Origin of the sequence: Halolactibacillus sp. JCM 19043, assembly GCF_001310395.1 — a bacterium.
GTDB lineage: Bacteria > Bacillota > Bacilli > Bacillales > Amphibacillaceae > Halolactibacillus > Halolactibacillus miurensis.
On sequence record NZ_BAXD01000005.1, the window covers coordinates 65,297 to 87,101 of the forward strand.

Below are 21,805 nucleotides of genomic sequence, written 5' to 3' on the forward strand. Positions count from 1 at the left end.
GGATGGAGGTGATTATTAATGAAAATTAAAGTTAATGCAAAAAATATATCTAAACATTTTGATATGAATCCTAAAAAAATTGACTTTATAAAAGGATTATTTCAAGAAAAAGAGAAAGATAAAGGGAAATATTTTAAGGCTGTGAATAATGTTTCGTTTGAGGTATATGAAGGTGAGACAGTTGGAATTGTCGGGTTGAATGGTTCAGGTAAATCGACTATTTCAAATATGTTAGCCCAAATTATTCAGCCAACCAGTGGAGAGTTGGAGATTAACGGTAAACCATCATTAATTGCTATTTCTGCTGGACTAAATAATAACTTAACAGGTATTGAAAATATAGAGCTGAAATGTATGATGCACGGATTGACTAGAAATCAAATTGAACAATTGAAACCAAGTATTATCGATTTTGCGGATATAGGAGATTATATCTATCAACCAGTTAAAAACTATTCAAGTGGTATGCGATCTAGATTAGGATTTGCTATCTCAATTCACATTGATCCTGATATACTCATCATTGATGAAGCGTTATCTGTAGGTGATTCAACATTTGCGGATAAGTGTTTAATCAAACTTAATGAGTTTAAAGAAAATGGTAAAACTATTTTCTTTATTAGTCACTCGGCTTCACAAATGCGTCAATTTTGTGATAGAGTCATGTGGATTCATTATGGTGAACTCGAAGCTATAGGTGATGCAGATGACGTCACTAAAGAATACGTCAAGTTTACAAAATGGTTTAAAGAATTGAATGAGAGTCAAAGAAAAGAGTATAAAAAAGAGAAGCTTACTCAGCAATTCGAATATAAAACTAATCTACGCAAAGAATCACATGTTTTTAAAAGTGTTTTAATGTCTTTTGTTAAACTAGTGCCGTTAATGTTATTGGCTGTAATGGTTTTATTGGGTATATGAGGAATTACATTTTAAAAGTAACACTCGATGGGAGGAATAATAATGAAAGCTATTACTGACAGTATATATGATGCTTATTATTATAAGTTTGGAAAGACATTTGGTAATGAAGTCCGAGAAAGGATTCATTGGATTGCTAAAGAAGCAAAAGGAAAAAGTATGCTTGATATTGGATGTTCTCAAGGTATTTTATCTATACTCTTAGCTCGAGAAGGTAAAAAAGTTTTTTGGTATCGATGCGTCTAGCGCTGCAATCGATGCCGCCATAAATAATTTAGAAAAAGAGGAAGAATCAACAAAAAACTTAATTGAGTTTGAGAATAATAATTTTATGATAAGAGACTTCTCTGAAAAATATGATGCTGTTATTTTAGGTGAGGTGTTAGAACACATAACAGATGTACAAGCATTTTTCAATAAGGCAACAGAACTTATAGGTGAAAATGGGAGAATCATTATTACGACCCCTTTCGGAATCAATGACTATATCGACCATAAAAACACTTTTTATCTATCAGAGTTTTATAGTCTCCAAACAGATACATTAAAAATTAGTAATGTACAATTCTTTGGTAAGTGGATTGGGATTATTTTCGAGAAAGAACCGCAAACTTGTATCCAGTTATCAATAGATACATTAAATGCAGTGGAAGAACAATTTAACGTTATTGAACGGAATTTAATTAATCGATGGTTAGATACTAAAAAGCAATTAGACAGCCTTGAAAATGAATTAAATGAGAAAAAAGGAGAGTTAGAGGACTATATTGCACAACAAGAATTGAAGGGTAATGATGAAGAAAATTATCAGAAAATGTATCTAGAAGAGAAGAAAAAAAAATATCGACTTAAATAATCAATTAATAAATGAGTATGATCAACAAGAAAAACTATTAATTGATTATAAAAAGATCAGTTCCGATTATCACTATATTAACAAAAGGTATAATAGTTTAAAAAACTCTAAGTTAGGAAAACTCACTATTAAATATTGGGAAAAGAAAAGAAGAAATAGGAGACGCTAATCTATGAGTAAAAAAAAGATTGATAAAAAAATAAAAGAAATACAAAAAAAGCGTGAGCAGTCTATTAGTCAAGTCAAGGAAAATGTATTTGAACTTCAAGAAAAATATAATATTGATTTACAGCATTACTTAGAGTTTTTGATGCAAAGGGAAAGAATCTATTCTCAGTCTTCTCAAGGGAAAATCTCAATTGATAGAGCACAATACCTTGAAAAATTAGAGAATGAATCAGACCTTGATTTTATAAATGAGATAAGTAGTTATTTAAAGGATATTAAAGCTAGTAATGGATCTGAATACTATGAGAAATTTGACTATCATATAGGGATTATTTCTGATGAATTCTTATATAATTCTTTTAAAGATATTGCAAACTTTGAATTCTTGACTCCGACAAATTATAAAAATTATAATCAATTAGACTTTCTTTTGGTGGTGTCAACATGGAAAGGGTTAAATGATGAATGGAGTGGCTTAGGTAACATTAATTCTCAAGCTAGAAAAATATTGCAAGACGTCATTAACTATTATAAATCCATTGAAGTTCCCATTGTATTTTATTCTAAGGAAGATCCTACGAACTACAATCAATTTGTAGATATTGCCAGATCAGCGGATTTTATTTTTACAACAGCAGAGGAAAAAGTGGAGGATTATAAAAGAGATTGTTTAAGTGATAATGTGCATGTACTTAAATTCGGTGTTAATCCTATATATAATAATCCAATTAATATAACGAATGCTAACCAGATAGAAGGTGCGCTATTTGCGGGTTCTTGGTACAAAAAATATCCAATTAGACAAGAAGAAACTAAGCACTTATTCGATGGGGTGCTAAAGTCAAGAAATCGATTAAAAATCATAGATCGAAACTTTGAGAAGAAAAACGCCTCATACTTTTTCCCAGAGGCTTATATACCGAATATTTCGCCGAGTGTAGATCACGAAACATTACAAAAAGTAATTAAATTATTTAGATGGTCTCTTAATCTAAATAGTATTAAGTATAGCAAAACAATGTTTGCTAATAGAATAATTGAATTACAAGCAATGGGAAGGTTAGTCATATCGAATTATAGCTTAGGTGTAAATGATTTATTTCCAAATGTATTCATAAGCTTTTCGGCAAATGAAATCCCTTCTATCATGAATAATCTAACTGAATTGGAACTTTTTAAGCATCAGCTCCATGGTGTGAGAAAAGTATTACAATCACACACGTCTTACCATAGAATACAGAGAATTGTATCAATTGTTAATGGTAAAATTAATAGTAATTTGTTAAAACCCAAAAAAGTCGCAGTGATTGTAGAAAACAAAACCGAGAAAACAGTAGATAACTTTAACAGACAAATATATCCTAATAAAGTTTTACTTACAAGAGATGAAGTAGAACAGATCAGTGAAATATCATATTATACGTTTTTTGATGACCAATATATCTATACTGAATACTATTTAGAAGATATGATAAACGCTTTTAAGTATACCAATTCAGTATTTATCACAAATTCGATTAATGATGAGCACGTGCATAATTACGTGAAGAAGTGGATAAATCCATTTGTTACAATGTTTTCAAACAGATATACCCCGATAAATCTTAAAGAAGATTACACGAGTGGTGAGGCTGATGGTTATTGTATTGATGGAACAGAATACAGCTCAAATGAAGACTTTGATGTGTATGACTTAAATTATCAGGATAGAAAATTCAGTGTGATAATTCCGGTTTATAACAATGGTGAATTTTTATATAGTAAGTGCTTCATGAGTTTGCGTAGACAGTCTATGTTTTATAATATGGAGATCATAATAGTTGACGATGGTTCAACCGATAACTATACTAAGCAAATTGTTCGACGACTTGATCGACAATATTTAAATGTGAAAACTTATATCTTTAATGATGGTGGTAGTGGAAGTGCTTCTCGTCCGAGAAACAAAGCAATTGAACTCGTTACAACGCCATTCATAACATACCTAGACCCAGACAATGAGGCTATTAATGATGGATATACGAAGCTATATGACTTATGGTTGAGGATAAGGTTGACATGGCGATAGGAAACATGATTAGAGTAAGTGATACTGAACGTGTGGTGAATTATTATTTAACAGTACAGAATATTTTGAATGGGAGTAGACGTGCTAAAATACCTAATATTAAGGAATATTTTTCACAATCAAAGTTTAGGTCGCAAAGTAATCAAGCGCTTATGGTAAAAACAGATGTTATACGTGGAAATAATTTAAAAATGCCTGTCGGTGCAATAGGCCAAGATACAACTTTCTTCCAAGAATTATTGATTCATTCTGAATGGATTTCAGCGATAAATGAAAATATTCATATATATTATGCAGGTGTTACTTCTTCGACTGTTAACAATATAACATTAAAAACATTCAAAAAATATATGTTGATGGAAGAGTATAGAATAGAATATTTGAAAAAGCATAATCTTTTAGATGAGTATATCGCTGTTAAACTTAATCAATACGTTGAAGATTGGTATTTCAAAAAGTTAGAGTTACTAAAAGGTGATGATATTCAAGAAGCTAAAAAGATTTTATATGCTATCCTTATGCTATATATTCCCCATGTAAAATTAAATGAATTCTCTCCAAATATAAGACAGTTTATTAATGAACATAACTAATAAATTGATATTTAAGACTTCTATTATATTTACTTATATTAGATAGTTAAGTAATATAGTAACTAAGGAATTTCAACATATGAAGGGAGCGGTTCATCGAATGAAAAAAATAGTAATAATGATACTGTTTGTAGTGATGTTTAACGTGTTAGCTTCGCCGATAAAGGCAGATAATCATAATGTTCTATTAACTAATGATAATGATGTAGAGGTTTTCACTAAACCTCAAATTGATTCTGAAAAATATCCCATTGATTTAGCTTCAAATCAAACTTACTTTTTCAATGAAAAAGTCGATGATTTTTATTCAATAGATTTTTTAGGTCATAAGGGTTATATTCATGCAAATGCCGTTGAAAAAACAATGTATAGTCAGAATCAATCATTTGATCTGAGAGAAGTAAATAATTTAACTGTCATTACTGAAACGGATCTACTAATTAGTGAGACTAGTGATTATATAGGTAAAATCACGGATGAATTACCTATTTTATCTGTAATAGATAAACAAACAGATGATTACTATGTAGAGATTGGTGGACATCAAAGTGTTTTGAGAACTGATAATGTCGAGGAGCTAAATACTAATAAGGCTCCTGTGCAGAAACAGAACAACTTGAAGAGACAAATGCTGAGGCAAACCTATCAAATGAAACGGAAACAAACACTTCAACATTTAATACATCTAATGTAGCAAGAGCACCTCTCATTTTTGATGGCTATTTTAAAGTTACTGAAGAGTCTACTCCTATTTATGATAATCGAACAGGTACTTTAGTAGAAGTAGGGACTTTGGAGAAAGATGAAGTTTATCCGATTGATAAGGACTTTGGTAACTGGCATCAAATTAAATTTGATAATTACTATGGGTACGTCAGAAAAAGCAGTACCGTACCAGCGGATGGTTCTATACTTAAAAATCAAACAAATATGAGTCAAAGAATTAGCGAATTCACAACCTTAAAAAATCTAGAAGTCTATGACAATACATCTGGTAAACTTGTTCAATATGGTACGATAAAAGAGGGCTTAACTTATGGTATTTCAAATGATTACAGTAATTGGTGGGAAATTTCTTACGCAGGACGTAAAGGTTATGTACGTAAATCAGATGTAAATGCGGCATTTCCGACAAAGGCTAACTACTTTAAAGTAAAAGAAGATCAAGTACCTGTTTATGATAATCGCACGGGTGCATTAATAGAAGTAGGAACTTTGGAGAAAGATGAAGTTTATCCAATCGATAAGGATTTTGGTAACTGGCATCAAATTAAATTTGATAATTACTATGGATATGTGAGAAAAACAAGTACTGCTCCAGCAGATGGATTGACTTTAAAAAATGAAAGTTCAGAAGATGGTCGGATAAGAGAATTTGTTGCATTAAAAGACCTCGAAGTCTACGATAATACATCAGGTAAGCTCGTTCAATATGGTACGATAAAAGAGGGGAAGAGTTACGGCGTACTCAGTGATTACAGTAATTGGTGGGAAATAACTTATGCTGGTCGAAAAGGCTATGTGCGTAAATCTGATGTTAGAACAGATTTTATTGAAACAGATAAGTATTTTAAAGTTTCAGAGGAAAATACCCCAATTTATGATAATCGTTCAGGTAGTTTAGTGGAAGTAGGTGTCTTAATCAAAGGTGAAGTTTATCCAATTGATAAGCATTTTGGTAATTGGCATCGTATAAAATTTGATAACTACTATGGCTATATTAGAAGAAGTAGTACTGAGCCAGCAAATGGGAATGTTTTAAAAAATGAGACTGAAATAAATCAACGAACTCGATTATTTGTAGCCTCAAAGGATTTAGAAGTGTATGACAATACATCAGGTAAGCTCGTTCAATATGCTACAATTAAAAAAGGCAAGAGCTATGGTATTGTAAGCGATTTTAGTAATTGGTGGGAAGTGGCCCTTGGAGGACGTAAAGGTTATGTTCGAAAAGCTGATGTAAATAATTATTTTACTCAGAGTGACAATTACTTCAAAACAAAACAAACTACACCAGTCTATGACAATCGTACAGGATCATTGGTGAAGGTTGGCGAATTAGCAGCTGATCAAGAATATATGCGAGTTGAAGGTTTCACTGATTGGCATAAAATAAAGTTTTCAGATCACTTTGGTTATGTTCGTGTAAGTGATACATTTCCAATCAAAAGTATCGCTAATAATAAACTTAGTGAGAAAAAGACTATCAATCAAGTTGTTATTCCTGAAGAAGATACATTAGTGTATGCATCAAACTCTAAAAGTGCAGATGTAATTGGAAAAGTTCTGGCTGACACTAAATACCGCCTAGTCAGTAACCCTAAGAATGGCTGGGTGGAAATAAATTATGCTAATAGAATAGCTTATTTATCAGTTGAGAATGTTTATCCAGTAACTGAATATAGCAAAACTCTTTCTCAGATGATTGATATTCAAATAAACTTGAGTACAAGACCTCAAACAGATAAATATAGAAATCTACCGAGCTATATTCATAGTTCACTAGTTCAAGAGGTAGAAGGTCATTTTATCTCTGGGGATGGTGTGGCATTAAGAACAGAACCTTCAACAGCTGGAGGAACTTCAACTGTTGCTATGCGAGTTAACTCGGGAACGGCTGTAAAATATATCAGGAGCGTTCAAGGTTCATTGGTTTCTGGTGATACAACATGGTATGAGATAGAATATGATAGTAAGCGATTATTTGTTCACTCTTCGCTACTTGAATCATCAAAAGGAATGCGGACTATTAATGAAGCTGCAATTATGGCCGCAACAAAAGTAAATGCTCATACCTATGATGTTTATCCTAAAAACAGCACGGTTGTGATAAAAAACACAGTAAAAGGTGATTCAATTAATGGAAATAATACCTGGTATGAAGTGACTTTAGGTAGTTGGAGATTACCAACTAGAAGTGATTTAGAACAATATATCAACCCATTAAAACAAAATCACCTGCAATTTTTAGATTTAACAACAGTTTCAGGTGCCACTACGGCTGAATTAAATAAGATCCTTTCTGGAAAAGGTGTTCTTAACCAACAAGGAGCGGCGTTTATCCTTGCTGGAAAAGAACATGGCGTTAATGAAGCATATTTAGTCAGTCATGCATTACTAGAAACAGGTCATGGGACATCACAACTTGCTAGTGGCGTTGTTATGGGCATAGATAAAAATGATAATATTGTTCAACAAACCAATAGCAATAAAGGCACACTTAAGAATGTGAAGAAAGTATATAATATGTATGGTATTGGCGCCTATGATAGTTGTCCACTATCGTGTGGGGCAAAGTATGCTTACGAGAAGAATTGGACGGAAGTCGACAAAGCAATTATAGAAGGAGCGGCTTTTGTAAGTAATAATTTTTTCGCGAGAAATCAAGATACCTTATATGAAATGCGTTGGAATCCTGCTAATCCAGGAACATCTCAATATGCAACTGATATAGGTTGGGCTGAAAAACAAACGTCAAATATACAGAAAATCTATGATAGTATTCAAAATCCATTGATAGTTTACAAAATGGGACGATATTTAAATCAATAATTTACAAAAAAGACCGCTTAGTCATCGTTTTATGACTAAGCGGTCTTTTTATACTTCTAGATGGTCTTTTAGTTCTTGAATTACTTTGTTTAGATGTTCTTGGTCTAGTTGATAATAATAAAGATCTGTTATCATATCAGATCCTTTAAGATTTAATGTCTCGATTTTAAAATTGGAATCAAGTAGATAAGTTGATAGGTTTTTAATATCTTCGAAAGACATGTCTGTTTTCATGTTTTTACCGACAGCATCTAAAAGGTTGTTGAAATTTAGAATTGCATTAACAGAGAGAGCTCGATCGAATATAGCTTTTAAAATTTCTTGCTGTCTTTTACCGCGCTCAATGTCATTGTCATACCTTCTAGTTCTAGCCACTGCCAATGCTTCTTCACCGTTTAAGATTTGTTCGCCCGGCATTAAATGAATGGCATGTTGATTGTCATTAGAATCAATTTCTGACATTTCGTATGGAATGTCAAATTCAATGCCACCTAATGTATCGACTACATCAATGAAAGCATCAAAGTTAACTTTAGCGTAGTAATCTATAGGGATATCTAACAAGTTCTCTATTGTTAATATAGAACCCTTGGTACCATCGTATGAATGGGCATGGTTGATTTTTGTGTATTCATCTCGTAACGGTAAGTAAACATAAGAATCTCGAGGAATACTCAGTAACTTAACACTATGTTCTGTTTTATTGAAAGTAGCCAATATAAGAGCGTCTGATAGACCGTTTGTGTTTTCAGTAGGTCTACTTCCACCATTATCAACACCAATAAGCAAGATACTGAAATTATCTTTAGATGTTTGAATGGCTTCTTTTCTCAAATCAGAGCCATTATCTCTTCCGTCATCTTCATAGGAATCGTTAACTGTACTAGCAGCTTGATTAAACATATCAACTACGAATAGTCCTACTCCACCAAACAATAGGGCCATGATTAATACAATAGTTATAGAACGTCGTCTTTTTCGCTTAAGCTGTTTTCGACTTCGTCTACTTTGTTGTTTATTATTCATAATAATCTCCTTAAGTTATAAAATAAAGTGTCGTATAGCGTAATCTATTATACAAGAAAGAACACGTTGTTTCTACCAATCAAGATAACTATTTTTGATGTTTTAAGACAAACAATACTAACCTTCAGTACTTAGAAGGTTAGTATTGTTATGCAGGTTTATCTAATTAGACGAAAAAAAGAGAAATAAGTTACAAAATGCTGTTATCTACAATTTAGTAGCAAGATCTTTTACCATTTGACGAACTTCTTCACCAATTTCTTTATTCTGCAAAGCAAACTCTAATGTCGTTTGAACAAAACCAAATTTCTCTCCAACGTCATAACGTTTACCTTCAAAATCATAAGCGTATACTTTTTGAATTTCATTCAACATTTGAATCGCATCTGTTAATTGAATCTCTCCACCTGCACCAACTTCTTGACGTTCTAAGAAACGGAAAATTTCAGGATTAAAAATATAGCGGCCTAAAATAGCTAGGTTAGAAGGCGCGGTTCCTGGTGCTGGTTTTTCAACAAAATTATTAACTTCATATAGACGATTATCTTGCTTACCAGGATCAACAATACCATAGCGATGAGTAACAGACTCCTCTACTTGTTGTACACCAATAATAGATGACTCTGTTTTTTCGTATTGGTTGATTAATTGTTTTAGGCAAGGGATATCACTTTGGACTATATCATCACCTAAGAGTACTGCGAAAGGTTCATCGCCAATAAACTTACGTGCACACCAAACGGCATGTCCTAAACCTTTTGGTTCTTTTTGTCTTATGTAGTGAATGTCCGCAAGTTTCGTTGATTGTTCTACTTTTCTTAATAGTTCTAGTTTATCCTTTTCTTTTAGATTCGCTTCAAGTTCAGGAGCAAAATCAAAATGATCTTCAATGGCTCGTTTACCTTTACCTGTCACAATAATAATGTCCTCAATACCTGAAGCAACGGCTTCTTCAATGATGTACTGGATGGTTGGTTTATCAACAATCGGTAACATCTCTTTTGGCATCGCTTTAGTGGCTGGTAAGAATCGTGTACCCAGACCGGCTGCTGGAATAATTGCTTTTTTTACTTTTTTCATTGTGAACCTCCGTTATGTTGTGAGTACTTGTTAAATATAATACTTAAATAGTAACACTTTTCCAAAAGAAAAACTATATCATTCTGTAAATGTTGTAAAAGCGGCTTTAATATAACTTATAAGAAAGCGACTATAAAATATAAAGTCATTCCAGTTTGGAAACACTACAATTAAAGACGAAAAGTATAATATACGTCTCCTATATGACCTAAAATATTAAGATTTCAACTACATTCTATAACAATCGTCTTTATGAGCTTATTCTTTTACCTTTTATTAATATGATGGAATTTGATAACTAGAGATGTAAAGAAGATTCAGGTGATAACATTGATGTCACTACACATACTTCGATAAAGAGAGGTTATCACTTCTGAACGATTTGTTAAGTATTACTATAGAGGTAAGAGGGTAAGACAAATTACCTTGAAAAAATCGACAATTCGGACTGTATTTTAGCTGGTATTGTGTTATAATCTACTTTGTGCATAAATTCGAGCATCTAAGCCTTGCACCTAACTATAAACTCCAGGAGGCCCATCCCATATGGAAGAAACGATTTCCTTAAAAGAACTGACAGCGATTATTAAAAAAAGACTTGGTATGATTATTGCGACATCCCTACTACTTGCCGTATTAAGTGGTATATTTACCTTTTTCTTTATTACGAAAGAATATCAGGTGAGTACACAATTCTTAGTAAACCAACAACAAACAGATCAGACCAATACCATTAATCAGAGTGATATTCGAACAAATATTGAACTGATTAATACATATAATGTGATTATTAAAAGTAGTCGTATTTTAGAAGAAGTTGCAAATGAGCTTGATTTAGATCTTTCAGCTTCACAACTAGGTAGTAAAATATCAGTGGCAAATGAAAATCAATCACAAGTTGTAACAGTGACTGTAAGAGATACTAACCCACTTCGAGCTGAAGACATTGCCAACACTACCGTTGATGTGTTTCAAGAAGAGATTTTTGAACTGATGAATGTCGATAACGTCAGTGTATTAAACAGAGCGGATGCAGGTATAAATCCGTCACCCGTCAGTCCTAACTTAACACTCAACATTGCGATTGCTTTTGTGTTAGGTGCGATGCTTTCAATTGGTCTAACATTCTTACTAGAATACTTAGACACATCAGTGAAAACAGAAGAAGATATTGAAAATTATCTAGACCTACCTGTGATTGGTACGGTAGCTCATATGGCAGAATCAGATATCCAACAAGCAGCGAGTCATCATCACCGTGCGCGTAAAGAAAGAGGGGCGTAAGTTATGGCAAGACGAGAAAAACAAGCAAAACAAACATTTAGACATTTAATTACAAGAAATAATCCGCGTTCACCTATCTCTGAACAATACCGAACAATTCGGACGAATTTACAATTTTCTGCGGTTGATGGTGACTTAAATACGATGCTTGTGACATCTTCAGGACCATCAGAAGGTAAATCATCGACGGTAGCCAACCTTGCGGTTGTATTTGCCCAGCAAGAAAAACGCGTGTTACTCATTGACGCAGATCTACGTAAACCGACCGTTCATTATACCTTCCGCGCAGATAACCGTCGTGGATTGAGTAGTGTATTAGTAGGGGATTTCCCTCTATTGGAAGCCGTCTCAAAAACAGATGAACCTACACTACATGTGCTACCATCTGGCCCAATACCGCCAAATCCGTCAGAGTTACTTGGTTCAAAAGCGATGATTAAATTAATTGAAGAAGCGAAACAGTTCTATGACTTGATCATTTTTGACACACCGCCCGTGCTTGCGGTAACAGATGCGCAGATTCTAGCCAATATCGTTGATGGCTCATTACTCGTCGTACGTAGTAAAGTAACAGACAAAGAAGCCGCACTTAAAGCAAAAGAATTACTCTTACCAGCAAAATCAAAGCTACTAGGTGTCGTATTAAACGATAAAGAAATGCCGAAAGGCCATTATTACTATTACGGACAATAAGTTTTGCTTAAGTCATCTATTGTTGCTATAAAAGATAAAGATAAATTATTCAATCATTTATCTTTAAATTGTATAGGACATAATAGAAAATGTATACTTAGTAAGCAGAAATATCTACAGAATTTAATAGTAAAAATAAGCGCGCGCCATAAGTGAGTTTGTGGCCCGCTTTTTTTATAGTTCTTTTTAAGATGGACGTTAAAACTGAAAGTGTCGTCAGCCTATTATTAGGTATAGGACAGTCAGAGATGTGGCGGATAAACATGATAGGCAAGTAAAAGGTAATATTTTAAATCTGAAACGGTGAAAAAAACATGACAACATTGTGAACAGTGGAAAAGAAAATAACCTAGATATGTTTTAGAATAGTTTTAAGAATTTTACTGATTGACATGTAACCATGAAAATTCAATAAAAAAGTCCCTAAAGAGATCTTAATTAATTCATAGATAGTTCAATAGTTTCATCTTTAACGTAAAAATTACAGAAAATTGTCATGAGAAAGGTTCCGATTGGTGGTAAAACGTGCTATACTTTCTTAATGAATGCGATAAATAGAGGAGAACGCTTATGATTGATATACATTGTCACATATTGCCGGGGTTAGATGACGGCGCCAAACATATGGAAGAGAGTGTTAGAATGGCAAGGCAAGCAGCTGATCAAGGCATACATGCAGTCATTGCCACACCACTTATTTGGATACGGTAACAGTATCGGATGCGGCGCCTGTTAATATTGAAATAGATAAGAGTCAATTAACAAAAATTAAAGGTCATGGCATTAAAGTGAAGTCAGAAGCAGATAATAGTTTGACTCTCACATGGCCAGAATACCAAGAAGGTACGTCTATTTCTTTATATGTATCGAGCATAGATGAAGGACAATCATTTGAACTTGATGCGACAGCTAATGAGTACACCATCACTGATTTAAAAGAGAATCAAGTATATGAGTTCTCTGTATCTGTTGACTATGGTAATCAATCAACATACTTTGAATTCAACTATATTAAAGATGAAAGTCAAGGAGAGATTATTACAAATAACGATCCTGAAATGTTAGAAATCTTCCGTGGATTAACAGGTGTTTATCACCGAGACATTACGGTTGAAGATTTGAAACGAGTCACAGAGACTAATCTTAACTTAAGTGGTCGAGATATTTATGATTTAACAGGGTTAGAATATCTTGAGAACTTAACGTATTTGGATATTTCAAAAACACCTTTGGCAAATACAGTAGATGATCAGCAGTTAGCAATCATTAATCAACTGGATGAGCAAGGTGTAAGTATATACTCGGGTTATAGTGATTGGTTAGGTATTGATTACAATATTATTAATCAAACAGGTACGGAAGTAACACTTGAATTTTATAGCTATGATATTGATGAAACTAAAACGTATGACCTTGTCAGAAATAATGAGATCATCGATTCTTTGACTTTCTCACCTGATGAAACATTCAATTATACCTTTAGTGATTTGGAACCACTAACAGAATACGCTTTCCAATTGGTTGAGAATTATGGGGATTATAATGAAAAAAGCATGCATATAACATTTAAAACCTATTATGCAGATGATGCGCTCATTTATCCAACCATTGATTTGATTGATGAGAACCAAAGTAACCTTGAATATGACTTTAAATATAAGTTGACAGGAATAAGTGAAACAAATCAAGACTTTGACAGTCAAGGTTCTGTCGATTATGAGCTTGAACAATTAGAAGAAACGGGCATTCCTTACGGAAATTATGAACTTATCGTGTCAAACTATGACGGTACCATTGTTGAAAAGCATACACTCGCATTTGATTTAGAGGATGCTTCTTCACATATGAAAATAATAGAAATTGATACGTCCAATCCTTTACCAGCACCATCCACTAACGTATCTCAAACAACGAATGATACGGTTGAATTGAAGGTAAAGCATCATGATTTCATATCAGATATTCACATCAATGTTAATGGAGAAGATATGTCAGAAGACTATACTTTTGAGGTTAGCGATAACGGTGAGACGGTCATTGTGTTAGATGGGTTATATACTGATACACGATACAATCTTTATATCCGTTACGTTTATGAAAATCTCGAGATTAAAGAGAATACATTAGTTGTTAGAACAGAAGGTGGCGATGCTTCATCACCTGTTATTAACACAGATGCAGATACAGAAAAGTATTTAAGAGAAATCACGGGGGTGTATCACCGTGAGATTCGCGAATCAGACTTAGCAGATATTACTGATGTGACTATTCATAATAAATCCTATGATTTATTATTCCTAGAAAAAATGCCTGATTTAAGATCTTTAAATTTATACAATGCCTATCCGTATGATGACTTATTAATGATCAAATCATTGGTGGATTTAAGAGATTTAACAATCACAAATTCTATTCTTAGTGATATCTCACTTATAGACGAATTGGTTAATCTTAAATACTTAAGAATCAATGATGCTGAAGTATCAGATATTACAAGTATTAATCAACTATCTAACTTGTATACAGTCGATTTTGATTATAACAATATTACAGATATCACGGTACTTGAAACTCTACCTGAATTGAATACAGTTTATTTATCTGGAAATCCAATAGAAGATGTCACCCCGCTATTATCTATTGATAACCTACAATACTTAGGTATCAACAATGTCATCATCAATGATTATAACGTGATGGATGAGTTAAGAGAACGCGGAGTGGATGTTAACTTTGATTATTACTATGAAAATGATGAGAATCCATACATTTGGTTATCAAATTATAGTGTGACAGATCAATCCATATCGATTGAGTGGGAAAAAGAAGCGCTTGATTTGGATGTGGTAAGATTTGAATTGTATTTTGATAACGAACGTGTTGAGCTAACTGAAGATGAAAATTCTTATACATTTACTGGTTTAGAACCAGAGACATCACACGAAGTCTATTTCATCATGGAATTATCAAATGGACATGTATTAGAGGAATGGGACTATATTGATACGATGTATCCATTGGGAGATATTGTTACCTTTAATGATGAGAATTTAAGACAAGCATTAATAGATGATATTTATCCAACAATGGATGAAGTGTATAGCAATGTACTAGAACGACAAGAATATTTATGGTTAAGTCATTCAGACATTACTGACATTACAGAGTTAAGTTTGGCGACTAATTTAGTAGAGTTAAGTCTATATAGTAATAACATTAAGGATATAAGTCCGTTAACATCACTCACAGAATTAAGTTATCTGGACTTAGATTATAATCCTATTAGTGATATTTCAGCTCTTAATGAATTAAGTTCACTTGAAACTTTATATTTATCTTATACGGATGTAACAGAAATCAAACCTTTACTGTTATTACCGAATTTATCTTATGTTGCCTTAGAGAACGTAGATATTGATTTTGATACGCCAGAGAATCGTGAGATTATTCAGGCATTAGAATCGAAGGGCGTGCACATCGATTATAGTCAAAGGAATCCCGATATTGTTATGGATGGATACTTTGCTTTTAATCAGATTACGGATACGTCCATCAACTTCTATATTCAAGATGGTTATTATGATGCAATAAACTATGATGTTTATATAGACGGTGAATATATGGGGAATTTCAATAACAGTTCAGAGTTGAACAGTTTGAGATTGATACGCTTATACCAGAAACAACATATGAGTTAACTGTAGAAGCGTCTCATTATATGACCGGAGAATTAGTTAAAACTTATACTACAACCTTTACAACGGAATCATCCGATAGTGAAGATGATGTTGATGACGACGAAGACGCACCGGTAGTAGAAACAAATACCGTTTCTCTTCAATTATTTGATGAAGATCAAACATCGTTACACGTCGTATGGAGTTTTATTTAGTTAATGATGAGACAGAAGACTACTATTATGGTTATGTTGATTCAGAAGGTTACCTAAAAACATATGGTTCATCCAAACAAGAACTTCCGTTAGTTAAAGGCGATTATACGGTAACTATTTTCGGTGTTGGACCTTATGAAGATACCATCTCAACCTTTACTGTTTCGGAAGAAACAGAAGAAGTGGCAATCACGATAGAATCAACCGATATTAACATGACTGATGTTGTCGTGTCGATTGTTGATGCTGATGGTGAACCTGTCACATCAGTCGACAGATTATCACTGTTTAGCTATGGTGTCGCAACAACGCATAACTATCGTCACGGTGATTATGAGTTAGCAGAGGCTAAAGCGAACGATGGTCAGTACATCATTAAAGATGTTGTGGTGACGGATCAATTTAACTACCGACTCATGGTCGAAGATACAGATTACTTATCATATTCACAGTCACTAACGGTGACAAGTGACATTGACACGCAAGAAGTCATGTTAGACCAAGGCTATGAAGTAACAGGACGAACAGTGAATAGTCAAGGACAGTCGCTCGCAGGTGTGAGCTACAGCATTGAGTCAGGTAAGTACTGGAACTATGGTGAGACAGAGGATGTTGCTTTTACTATTACTCGCTTACCAAAAGACGATGTTACTCTTCGCTTTTCAATGACAGGTTACCAAGATCGAGTAGTGACGATCAACAAATCAGACTTTGTTGACGGTGCGTATGACTTAGGTGACATTGAACTGCAAAAAGAACAATATATCGAAGGAAAAGTATTATTAGAAGATGGGACGGAAGCGAGTAACGTGACCGTGTATCTTTATAAGTCTAATGAGCGCTATATTGAACGTTCAACACAAACAGGTGACACAGGTGAATTTAGATTTAATAATATGTCAGATGGTAACTATCGTTTAGTCTTTGAAAGTTACCAACACCCACGCTTAGAAGTGAAGAATATTACACCAGATGATGAGAAAGCGACCTATATTCTTGAAGAAGAGAAAAGTGGCGCACTCAGTGGTGAAGGTAATACATTCGCCGCTAATAAACGTCAAGTTGTTTCAGGAGAGACGTTTACGTATCGATATAACTATCAAAACAATGGCGAGGCGAGTGTCAGTGATGCCACATTAACGCTTCAATTAGATGAACATGTGACATTAATTGAAGAAAGTTTCTTATTTGACGATGAAACCATCACGTATGAAGATGGGGTCATTACATTACAAGACGTTGAGCCAGGAACCTCGGGTGTTATTTCATTCCAAGTGACGGTCAATGATGAAGCAACAGACACACTTGTCTCTACTATCAACGTCAAAGCAGATGATGAAACATATAATAAAACAGCAACAACCAACGTCCTTTCAATTAGTTTAGAAGCACCCGCACAAACCAAGACGAAAGAACTTAGTGTCTATGGTCAAGCAAAGACTGGTACAACAGTTGAAGTGTACGAAGGTGAGCGTTTCCTTGCGGAAACGGTTGTTGAAGGTAAATGGTGGTATGCGACCATTGAATTACCAGGTGATATTGGGGAAGCAAAAGACTATCAATTAACCGCAAAAGTAATCGATGGCGACCAAGAAAGTCGCACAGCACCAGTAAAAGTGTCTTATCGTCCAGATATGGTCTCCATGACAGATGCACATGTGACTGCTGGTTGGAACCGTGATATGACGATTAATGAAAAAACAGGTGTGATCGCGACCGCTATTGCGGAATTTACACCAATTGAAGTATCTGTCACGTTTGACGGTGAAGTAGAAGAAGCATTTATTCACTTCATTGGCCAAACAGTCTCTCTAACAAAAGAGGACAATCAATTTGTCGGTACTTTCCCAAGTGGATGGACATCATTTGGTGAACAATTATTCGAAGTTAGTTACATCGTTAATGGTGAAACGATTCGTGTACCTCTAATGGAAGTACTTGTCTTAATTGACCCTTCTGGTTACGTGTTTGAAGGAAGCATGGAAAACCGTTTAGAAGGAGCGACGGCTATATTAGAAGTCTGGTTAGAGGATGAAGAACGTTGGTCATTTTATGATACAACGTTGATCAATCAAATCAACCCACAAACAACAGATGTCAATGGTCGTTATGGTTGGGATGTGCCAAAAGGCGATTGGCGAGTTGTCTTTAGTAAAGATGATTATGCTCGTTATGAAAGTCGACGTGTCGTTGTCCCACCAGCTGAAACAGAATTAAACGTACCACTCACAAGAACAACAGATCCTGTTGTTGACACGATTGATTTTGGCACACTTGAAACAAATCCTCATGATGCATCAGTTATTACGATCACATTTGATCGCTTAATGGATGTTGCGTCATTAAAAGAAGCCATTGAACTTAAATTAGGAGAACAAACGCTAGCGATTGATTACGACTATCATAGTTTACCAGGCTATAAAGAAGTAGAAGGTCAATCTGGATACTATGAAACAGATGAATCAATAGAGTTAACAGATGAAATAACCATTCAATTAAAAGAAGACAGTTTTACCCCAGGTGAAACATACGATGTTGTTATTTCAACATTAGCAAGTGATTATGATGGTAAGACATTAACTGAATATGTGTATGATTCTGTGACTATTCAAGATAATGAAGATGATGAAGTTATTGATCCAGAAAATCCAGGTGATGATACGAATCAAACACCAGAATCCGGAACGGATTCAGAAGATGCTGGTAGTGAAGAACAATTGTCAGCTGATGATGACCAAGACGGTGCGATTGATGATTCAAATGAAGCAACTGGTAATCAAGACGGGTCATCGGATTTACCTAACACGAGTACCAACACGTATCAATTATTACTGATGGGCGCTTTATTCATTCTGTTTGGTACAGGTAGTGTTGTACTTTACAGAAAGAAACGAGCATAAATAGTCTCACCAGTTAAAGGAGCAAATGATGAAGAAATTAATGCAACTCATGCTTATGTTACTGATCGCCATATCATTAGTCGGTTGTAACAATGATGAATCTAAGACTGAGGGAACGATTGTGAAATATGAAGGTGACATGCAAGAACTTATTACTGAAAACAGTCGCTTAAAGATGGAAATCGGTAAGCTTGAAAAGCAAGTGGAACAGTTAGAACAACAACAAGAAAAATAAGAGTGATGGGCGTAGAGGTTTTCCTCTACGCCATTGCTATATATTTATGGAAGTTAAGAAGGAAGGACATTTTAAAGCTATAGCTATGAGATAGAATTAAGAAATCAAAACAAGTAAAATTAGAAGGTTGCGAATGATTAATTAACTAATCACATGAAATGAATAATGATATTATTTATTCTCAATTGGAGTATACGCTGCGGGGACGTACGTTATATTTATACTTATAGATCACTTTGTAAATAACAAACAATTATCCTTTTGAAGCGACGGGATTAAATATTAGTCGTTTAATTTTATAATGTTTGTCTCTATGCATGTTACTTTAATGTTAAAATGAGAATAAATCATATATAAATGAGGGGGAAGTAAGTGAAACAGTTATTAAGAAATTATTCAATTGTGGATATCAATAATGATTTAGCAAAGTTAGTGTCAAATAAAGTTGTTAATACATTTAAATTGTTCTCAATGAAAGACGAAGGGAAATTATCTGTGACGTTATCTCCAATTGAAAACTATAAAGATCGCTATCATGGGTTACACCCAATGTTCGATGAATCTTTTTTGAGAATGGTTTTACAAGAATTTAATTTGAATACTTCTAAGGAATTTTGGGATAGTGTTATAAAAATTCAAAGTGAATATGAAGTATTTGATCTTTTATATGATGATAGAATTGATTCAAATGACTTGAATAACATAACGTTTCTAAAAATCGCTTGTCTTGGAAAGGCGATCTTACAAATGATTTCTCGTTATGGCTTTATCTTAGTTTGTAGTAAGAATACTGCTGATAACTTTAGACAAGATTTAAAAGAAATCTGTGACAAGTTAGACATGGATCAAAATATGCTAGCTAGGTATTCGGTTACTAAAAATAATAATCATATAAAATTAATAGGTATCTGGTCAGATGAAGTAATTAAATACATGACAAATCGTTATAGTATTGATGACTTAAGTGATAAGTTAATACATATTGATAAAGGAATCATAACAAAGAATAATAAGTTAGGTGATCTACTTACATTTAATAATTTGGAGACATTCGAATTTGTGAATGAAGGTGTGTATTATTCAGGTGTTATGCCGAGGGTGATGAAACTTGAATATATGCATAATCAGGCATCTAATGCATCTATTAAACAATTGACTTTTAATGTGTGCAGAACAACCTTCGCAACGGTTGATATGATGGATAATTCGGGGGTTCTTAAACATCCATATTTCAATGATACTTCGTTAGGGAAGTATTATAAAGGCATGTTAATAGAACTTGATTTATACGAAGATCGTGCACAAGATGAGCACTTGTATAGCGAGGACAAGAATCGTTACAGTGGGATATACGAGCAACGTGATTATGAACAGGAAGAAATCGATCGGATTAATCGGTACTTAAAAAAATCACTGAATACACATACAATTGCTGTGTCAGCAAATCTTAAGACGGCAGATAACTATTTAATTGCAGCACAAAGAGGTAATCAAAGTATTGATGCGAATGAATTTTATTGTTCAGCAAACGGTCAATCGGAATTTATGGATAAGCATGTAGATTTTTATAAAAAGAGTGTTTTTGAAGATTTACCGACAATGGATTATCATTCAGATTATCGTGTGGATTTAGATAATGAAATGAGGAGAGAAATTGTTGCTGAGTTAGGAATATCTTCAATTGAACCGGAATGGGATTATCTGGGTGTTTCTTATTTGTCAATAAATAATTCAAAACATGAAACATTCTCTGAAAAAAGACGGATGCACTTTAACGTGCTTATGTTTAATAGGACAACGAGTGATTTCAAAACAATATCTAAGAACCAGAAAAATGCAACGGAAAGCTTTGAAAATTCTAGAATCATTGGTATTAAAACGTATATGTATGATAATTTACTTGAGCTATTTAAACTATCGTGCGGATATCTATACGCTTGGTTAGAGGAAAATAAATCAAGATTGGCCTTATTGCTTTTATTTATTTCTCTCATGGTGTCTAAAAACCGTTTTGATACGTTATCATTTGATATAAAAATAGACTTAGTTTTACTAGGCATCTATGTTTGTATAAGTGCTAGAGAGTATTTTAAAAATAGAAAGGAAAGACAACTGAGAAAAGGGAAGCATTTTTATTTACCTAATTATCGGTTGGTGTATCAATTCAATATTAATAAAATGATGACTAAACTTTCTAGATGGGGTTTTTCAAAGAAATCACTTAAATATCATGGGATCTTTATCCTGATGTACATTTTAACGATAAAATTTAAAGAATGACTAAAGGTAATAACTCTGATTTCATTATTACAAAGCTAAAAACAAGAAAGTTAAGCTTTTAATTCAGGATAAAACAAGAGATATTAACGACATATTGGTTTGTATAGCTAATTAATATAACGAACTAATATGTCATATATATATGGTACTCATGTTATACTAACGGAAACATTTGTTATTGTCACAACTTTTAATCACATACGACATATATTTGCGCCTAAAGTAAATCCAATGTCAAACGAAGCTACCATACCCAC

At 33.6% G+C, this 21,805-nt stretch carries 16 protein-coding genes and 1 pseudogene; 15 read left to right on the forward strand and 2 right to left on the reverse strand.

What is annotated here, in order from left to right:
• Positions 1 to 18: 18 nt before the first annotated feature.
• The 7 genes from JCM19043_RS04640 to JCM19043_RS04670 all read left to right on the forward strand — a co-directional run bounded on the left by JCM19043_RS04640 (position 19) and on the right by JCM19043_RS04670 (position 8,158).
• On the forward strand, positions 19 to 921 hold the full coding sequence (locus tag JCM19043_RS04640; protein ID WP_062320409.1) for an ATP-binding cassette domain-containing protein: 903 nt from the start codon (positions 19 to 21) through the stop codon (positions 919 to 921).
• Positions 922 to 963: 42 nt separating this feature from the next.
• A complete protein-coding gene (locus JCM19043_RS04645) occupies positions 964 to 1,167 on the forward strand; it encodes a hypothetical protein (RefSeq protein WP_062320411.1) in 204 nt (67 codons plus the stop codon).
• A 19-nt stretch (positions 1,168 to 1,186) separates the two neighbouring features.
• Positions 1,187 to 1,777, forward strand: coding sequence for a bifunctional 2-polyprenyl-6-hydroxyphenol methylase/3-demethylubiquinol 3-O-methyltransferase UbiG (locus tag JCM19043_RS04650; protein ID WP_231631401.1), 591 nt, complete (start codon positions 1,187 to 1,189; stop codon positions 1,775 to 1,777).
• 172 nt (positions 1,778 to 1,949) lie between these two features.
• Positions 1,950 to 4,013, forward strand: a complete 2,064-nt coding sequence (locus tag JCM19043_RS04655) for a glycosyltransferase (RefSeq protein WP_062320416.1) — start codon at positions 1,950 to 1,952, stop codon at positions 4,011 to 4,013.
• On the forward strand, positions 4,004 to 4,606 hold the full coding sequence (locus JCM19043_RS04660) for a hypothetical protein (protein ID WP_156321333.1): 603 nt from the start codon (positions 4,004 to 4,006) through the stop codon (positions 4,604 to 4,606). The genes JCM19043_RS04655 and JCM19043_RS04660 overlap by 10 nt, the downstream gene beginning before the upstream one ends.
• A gap of 100 nt (positions 4,607 to 4,706) precedes the next feature.
• Positions 4,707 to 5,300, forward strand: coding sequence for a hypothetical protein (locus tag JCM19043_RS04665; protein ID WP_156321334.1), 594 nt, complete (start codon positions 4,707 to 4,709; stop codon positions 5,298 to 5,300).
• Positions 5,301 to 5,398: 98 nt separating this feature from the next.
• The gene (locus tag JCM19043_RS04670) at positions 5,399 to 8,158 is read left to right on the forward strand and encodes a glucosaminidase domain-containing protein (protein ID WP_062320426.1); all 2,760 of its coding nucleotides are present in this window, start codon (positions 5,399 to 5,401) and stop codon (positions 8,156 to 8,158) included.
• 48 nt (positions 8,159 to 8,206) lie between these two features.
• Here the strand turns inward: JCM19043_RS04670 and JCM19043_RS04675 are convergent, their stop codons facing one another.
• Both JCM19043_RS04675 and galU read right to left on the reverse strand, forming a co-directional pair.
• Entirely contained in the window at positions 8,207 to 9,184 is a 978-nt protein-coding gene (locus JCM19043_RS04675) for an LCP family protein (RefSeq protein ID WP_062320428.1), read from the reverse strand.
• Positions 9,185 to 9,391: 207 nt separating this feature from the next.
• Positions 9,392 to 10,264, reverse strand: a complete 873-nt coding sequence (gene galU / locus JCM19043_RS04680; RefSeq protein ID WP_062320430.1) for a UTP--glucose-1-phosphate uridylyltransferase GalU — start codon at positions 10,262 to 10,264, stop codon at positions 9,392 to 9,394.
• Between the two features lie 546 nt (positions 10,265 to 10,810).
• On the opposite strand from galU, the gene JCM19043_RS04685 reads away from it, so the two are divergent.
• The 8 genes and pseudogenes from JCM19043_RS04685 (at position 10,811) to JCM19043_RS04710 (ending at position 21,548) form a co-directional block, all read left to right on the forward strand.
• On the forward strand, positions 10,811 to 11,548 hold the full coding sequence (locus JCM19043_RS04685; RefSeq protein ID WP_062320432.1) for a YveK family protein: 738 nt from the start codon (positions 10,811 to 10,813) through the stop codon (positions 11,546 to 11,548).
• Positions 11,549 to 11,551: 3 nt separating this feature from the next.
• On the forward strand, positions 11,552 to 12,241 hold the full coding sequence (locus JCM19043_RS04690; RefSeq protein WP_062320434.1) for a CpsD/CapB family tyrosine-protein kinase: 690 nt from the start codon (positions 11,552 to 11,554) through the stop codon (positions 12,239 to 12,241).
• Positions 12,242 to 12,811: 570 nt separating this feature from the next.
• Positions 12,812 to 12,934: pseudogene (locus JCM19043_RS16275) on the forward strand (CpsB/CapC family capsule biosynthesis tyrosine phosphatase); the annotation flags it as partial.
• A gap of 5 nt (positions 12,935 to 12,939) precedes the next feature.
• On the forward strand, positions 12,940 to 15,939 hold the full coding sequence (locus JCM19043_RS04695; protein WP_062320436.1) for a leucine-rich repeat domain-containing protein: 3,000 nt from the start codon (positions 12,940 to 12,942) through the stop codon (positions 15,937 to 15,939).
• Between the two features lie 20 nt (positions 15,940 to 15,959).
• On the forward strand, positions 15,960 to 16,133 hold the full coding sequence (locus JCM19043_RS16280) for a hypothetical protein (protein WP_156321335.1): 174 nt from the start codon (positions 15,960 to 15,962) through the stop codon (positions 16,131 to 16,133).
• Positions 16,118 to 19,033, forward strand: coding sequence for a carboxypeptidase-like regulatory domain-containing protein (locus tag JCM19043_RS04700; protein WP_062320438.1), 2,916 nt, complete (start codon positions 16,118 to 16,120; stop codon positions 19,031 to 19,033). Before JCM19043_RS16280 ends, JCM19043_RS04700 begins: the two co-directional genes overlap by 16 nt.
• 28 nt (positions 19,034 to 19,061) lie before the next feature.
• The gene (locus tag JCM19043_RS04705; protein ID WP_062320440.1) at positions 19,062 to 19,268 is read left to right on the forward strand and encodes a hypothetical protein; all 207 of its coding nucleotides are present in this window, start codon (positions 19,062 to 19,064) and stop codon (positions 19,266 to 19,268) included.
• Positions 19,269 to 19,640: 372 nt separating this feature from the next.
• On the forward strand, positions 19,641 to 21,548 hold the full coding sequence (locus JCM19043_RS04710) for a hypothetical protein (RefSeq protein WP_062320441.1): 1,908 nt from the start codon (positions 19,641 to 19,643) through the stop codon (positions 21,546 to 21,548).
• The last annotated feature ends 257 nt before the right edge of the window (positions 21,549 to 21,805 follow it).

Excerpts from the sequence above, each read along its gene's own strand:
- JCM19043_RS04640 (WP_062320409.1), top strand. The coding sequence starts at position 19 with ATGAAAATTAAAGTTAATGCAAAAAATATATCTAAACATTTTGATATG.
- JCM19043_RS04645 (WP_062320411.1), top strand. The coding sequence starts at position 964 with ATGAAAGCTATTACTGACAGTATATATGATGCTTATTATTATAAGTTT.
- JCM19043_RS04655 (WP_062320416.1), top strand. The coding sequence starts at position 1,950 with ATGAGTAAAAAAAAGATTGATAAAAAAATAAAAGAAATACAAAAAAAG.
- JCM19043_RS04660 (WP_156321333.1), top strand. The coding sequence starts at position 4,004 with ATGGCGATAGGAAACATGATTAGAGTAAGTGATACTGAACGTGTGGTG.
- JCM19043_RS04665 (WP_156321334.1), top strand. The coding sequence starts at position 4,707 with ATGAAAAAAATAGTAATAATGATACTGTTTGTAGTGATGTTTAACGTG.
- JCM19043_RS04675 (WP_062320428.1), bottom strand. The coding sequence starts at position 9,184 with ATGAATAATAAACAACAAAGTAGACGAAGTCGAAAACAGCTTAAGCGA.
- galU (WP_062320430.1), bottom strand. The coding sequence starts at position 10,264 with ATGAAAAAAGTAAAAAAAGCAATTATTCCAGCAGCCGGTCTGGGTACA.
- JCM19043_RS04685 (WP_062320432.1), top strand. The coding sequence starts at position 10,811 with ATGGAAGAAACGATTTCCTTAAAAGAACTGACAGCGATTATTAAAAAA.
- JCM19043_RS04690 (WP_062320434.1), top strand. The coding sequence starts at position 11,552 with ATGGCAAGACGAGAAAAACAAGCAAAACAAACATTTAGACATTTAATT.
- JCM19043_RS16280 (WP_156321335.1), top strand. The coding sequence starts at position 15,960 with ATGACCGGAGAATTAGTTAAAACTTATACTACAACCTTTACAACGGAA.
- JCM19043_RS04700 (WP_062320438.1), top strand. The coding sequence starts at position 16,118 with ATGGAGTTTTATTTAGTTAATGATGAGACAGAAGACTACTATTATGGT.
- JCM19043_RS04705 (WP_062320440.1), top strand. The coding sequence starts at position 19,062 with ATGAAGAAATTAATGCAACTCATGCTTATGTTACTGATCGCCATATCA.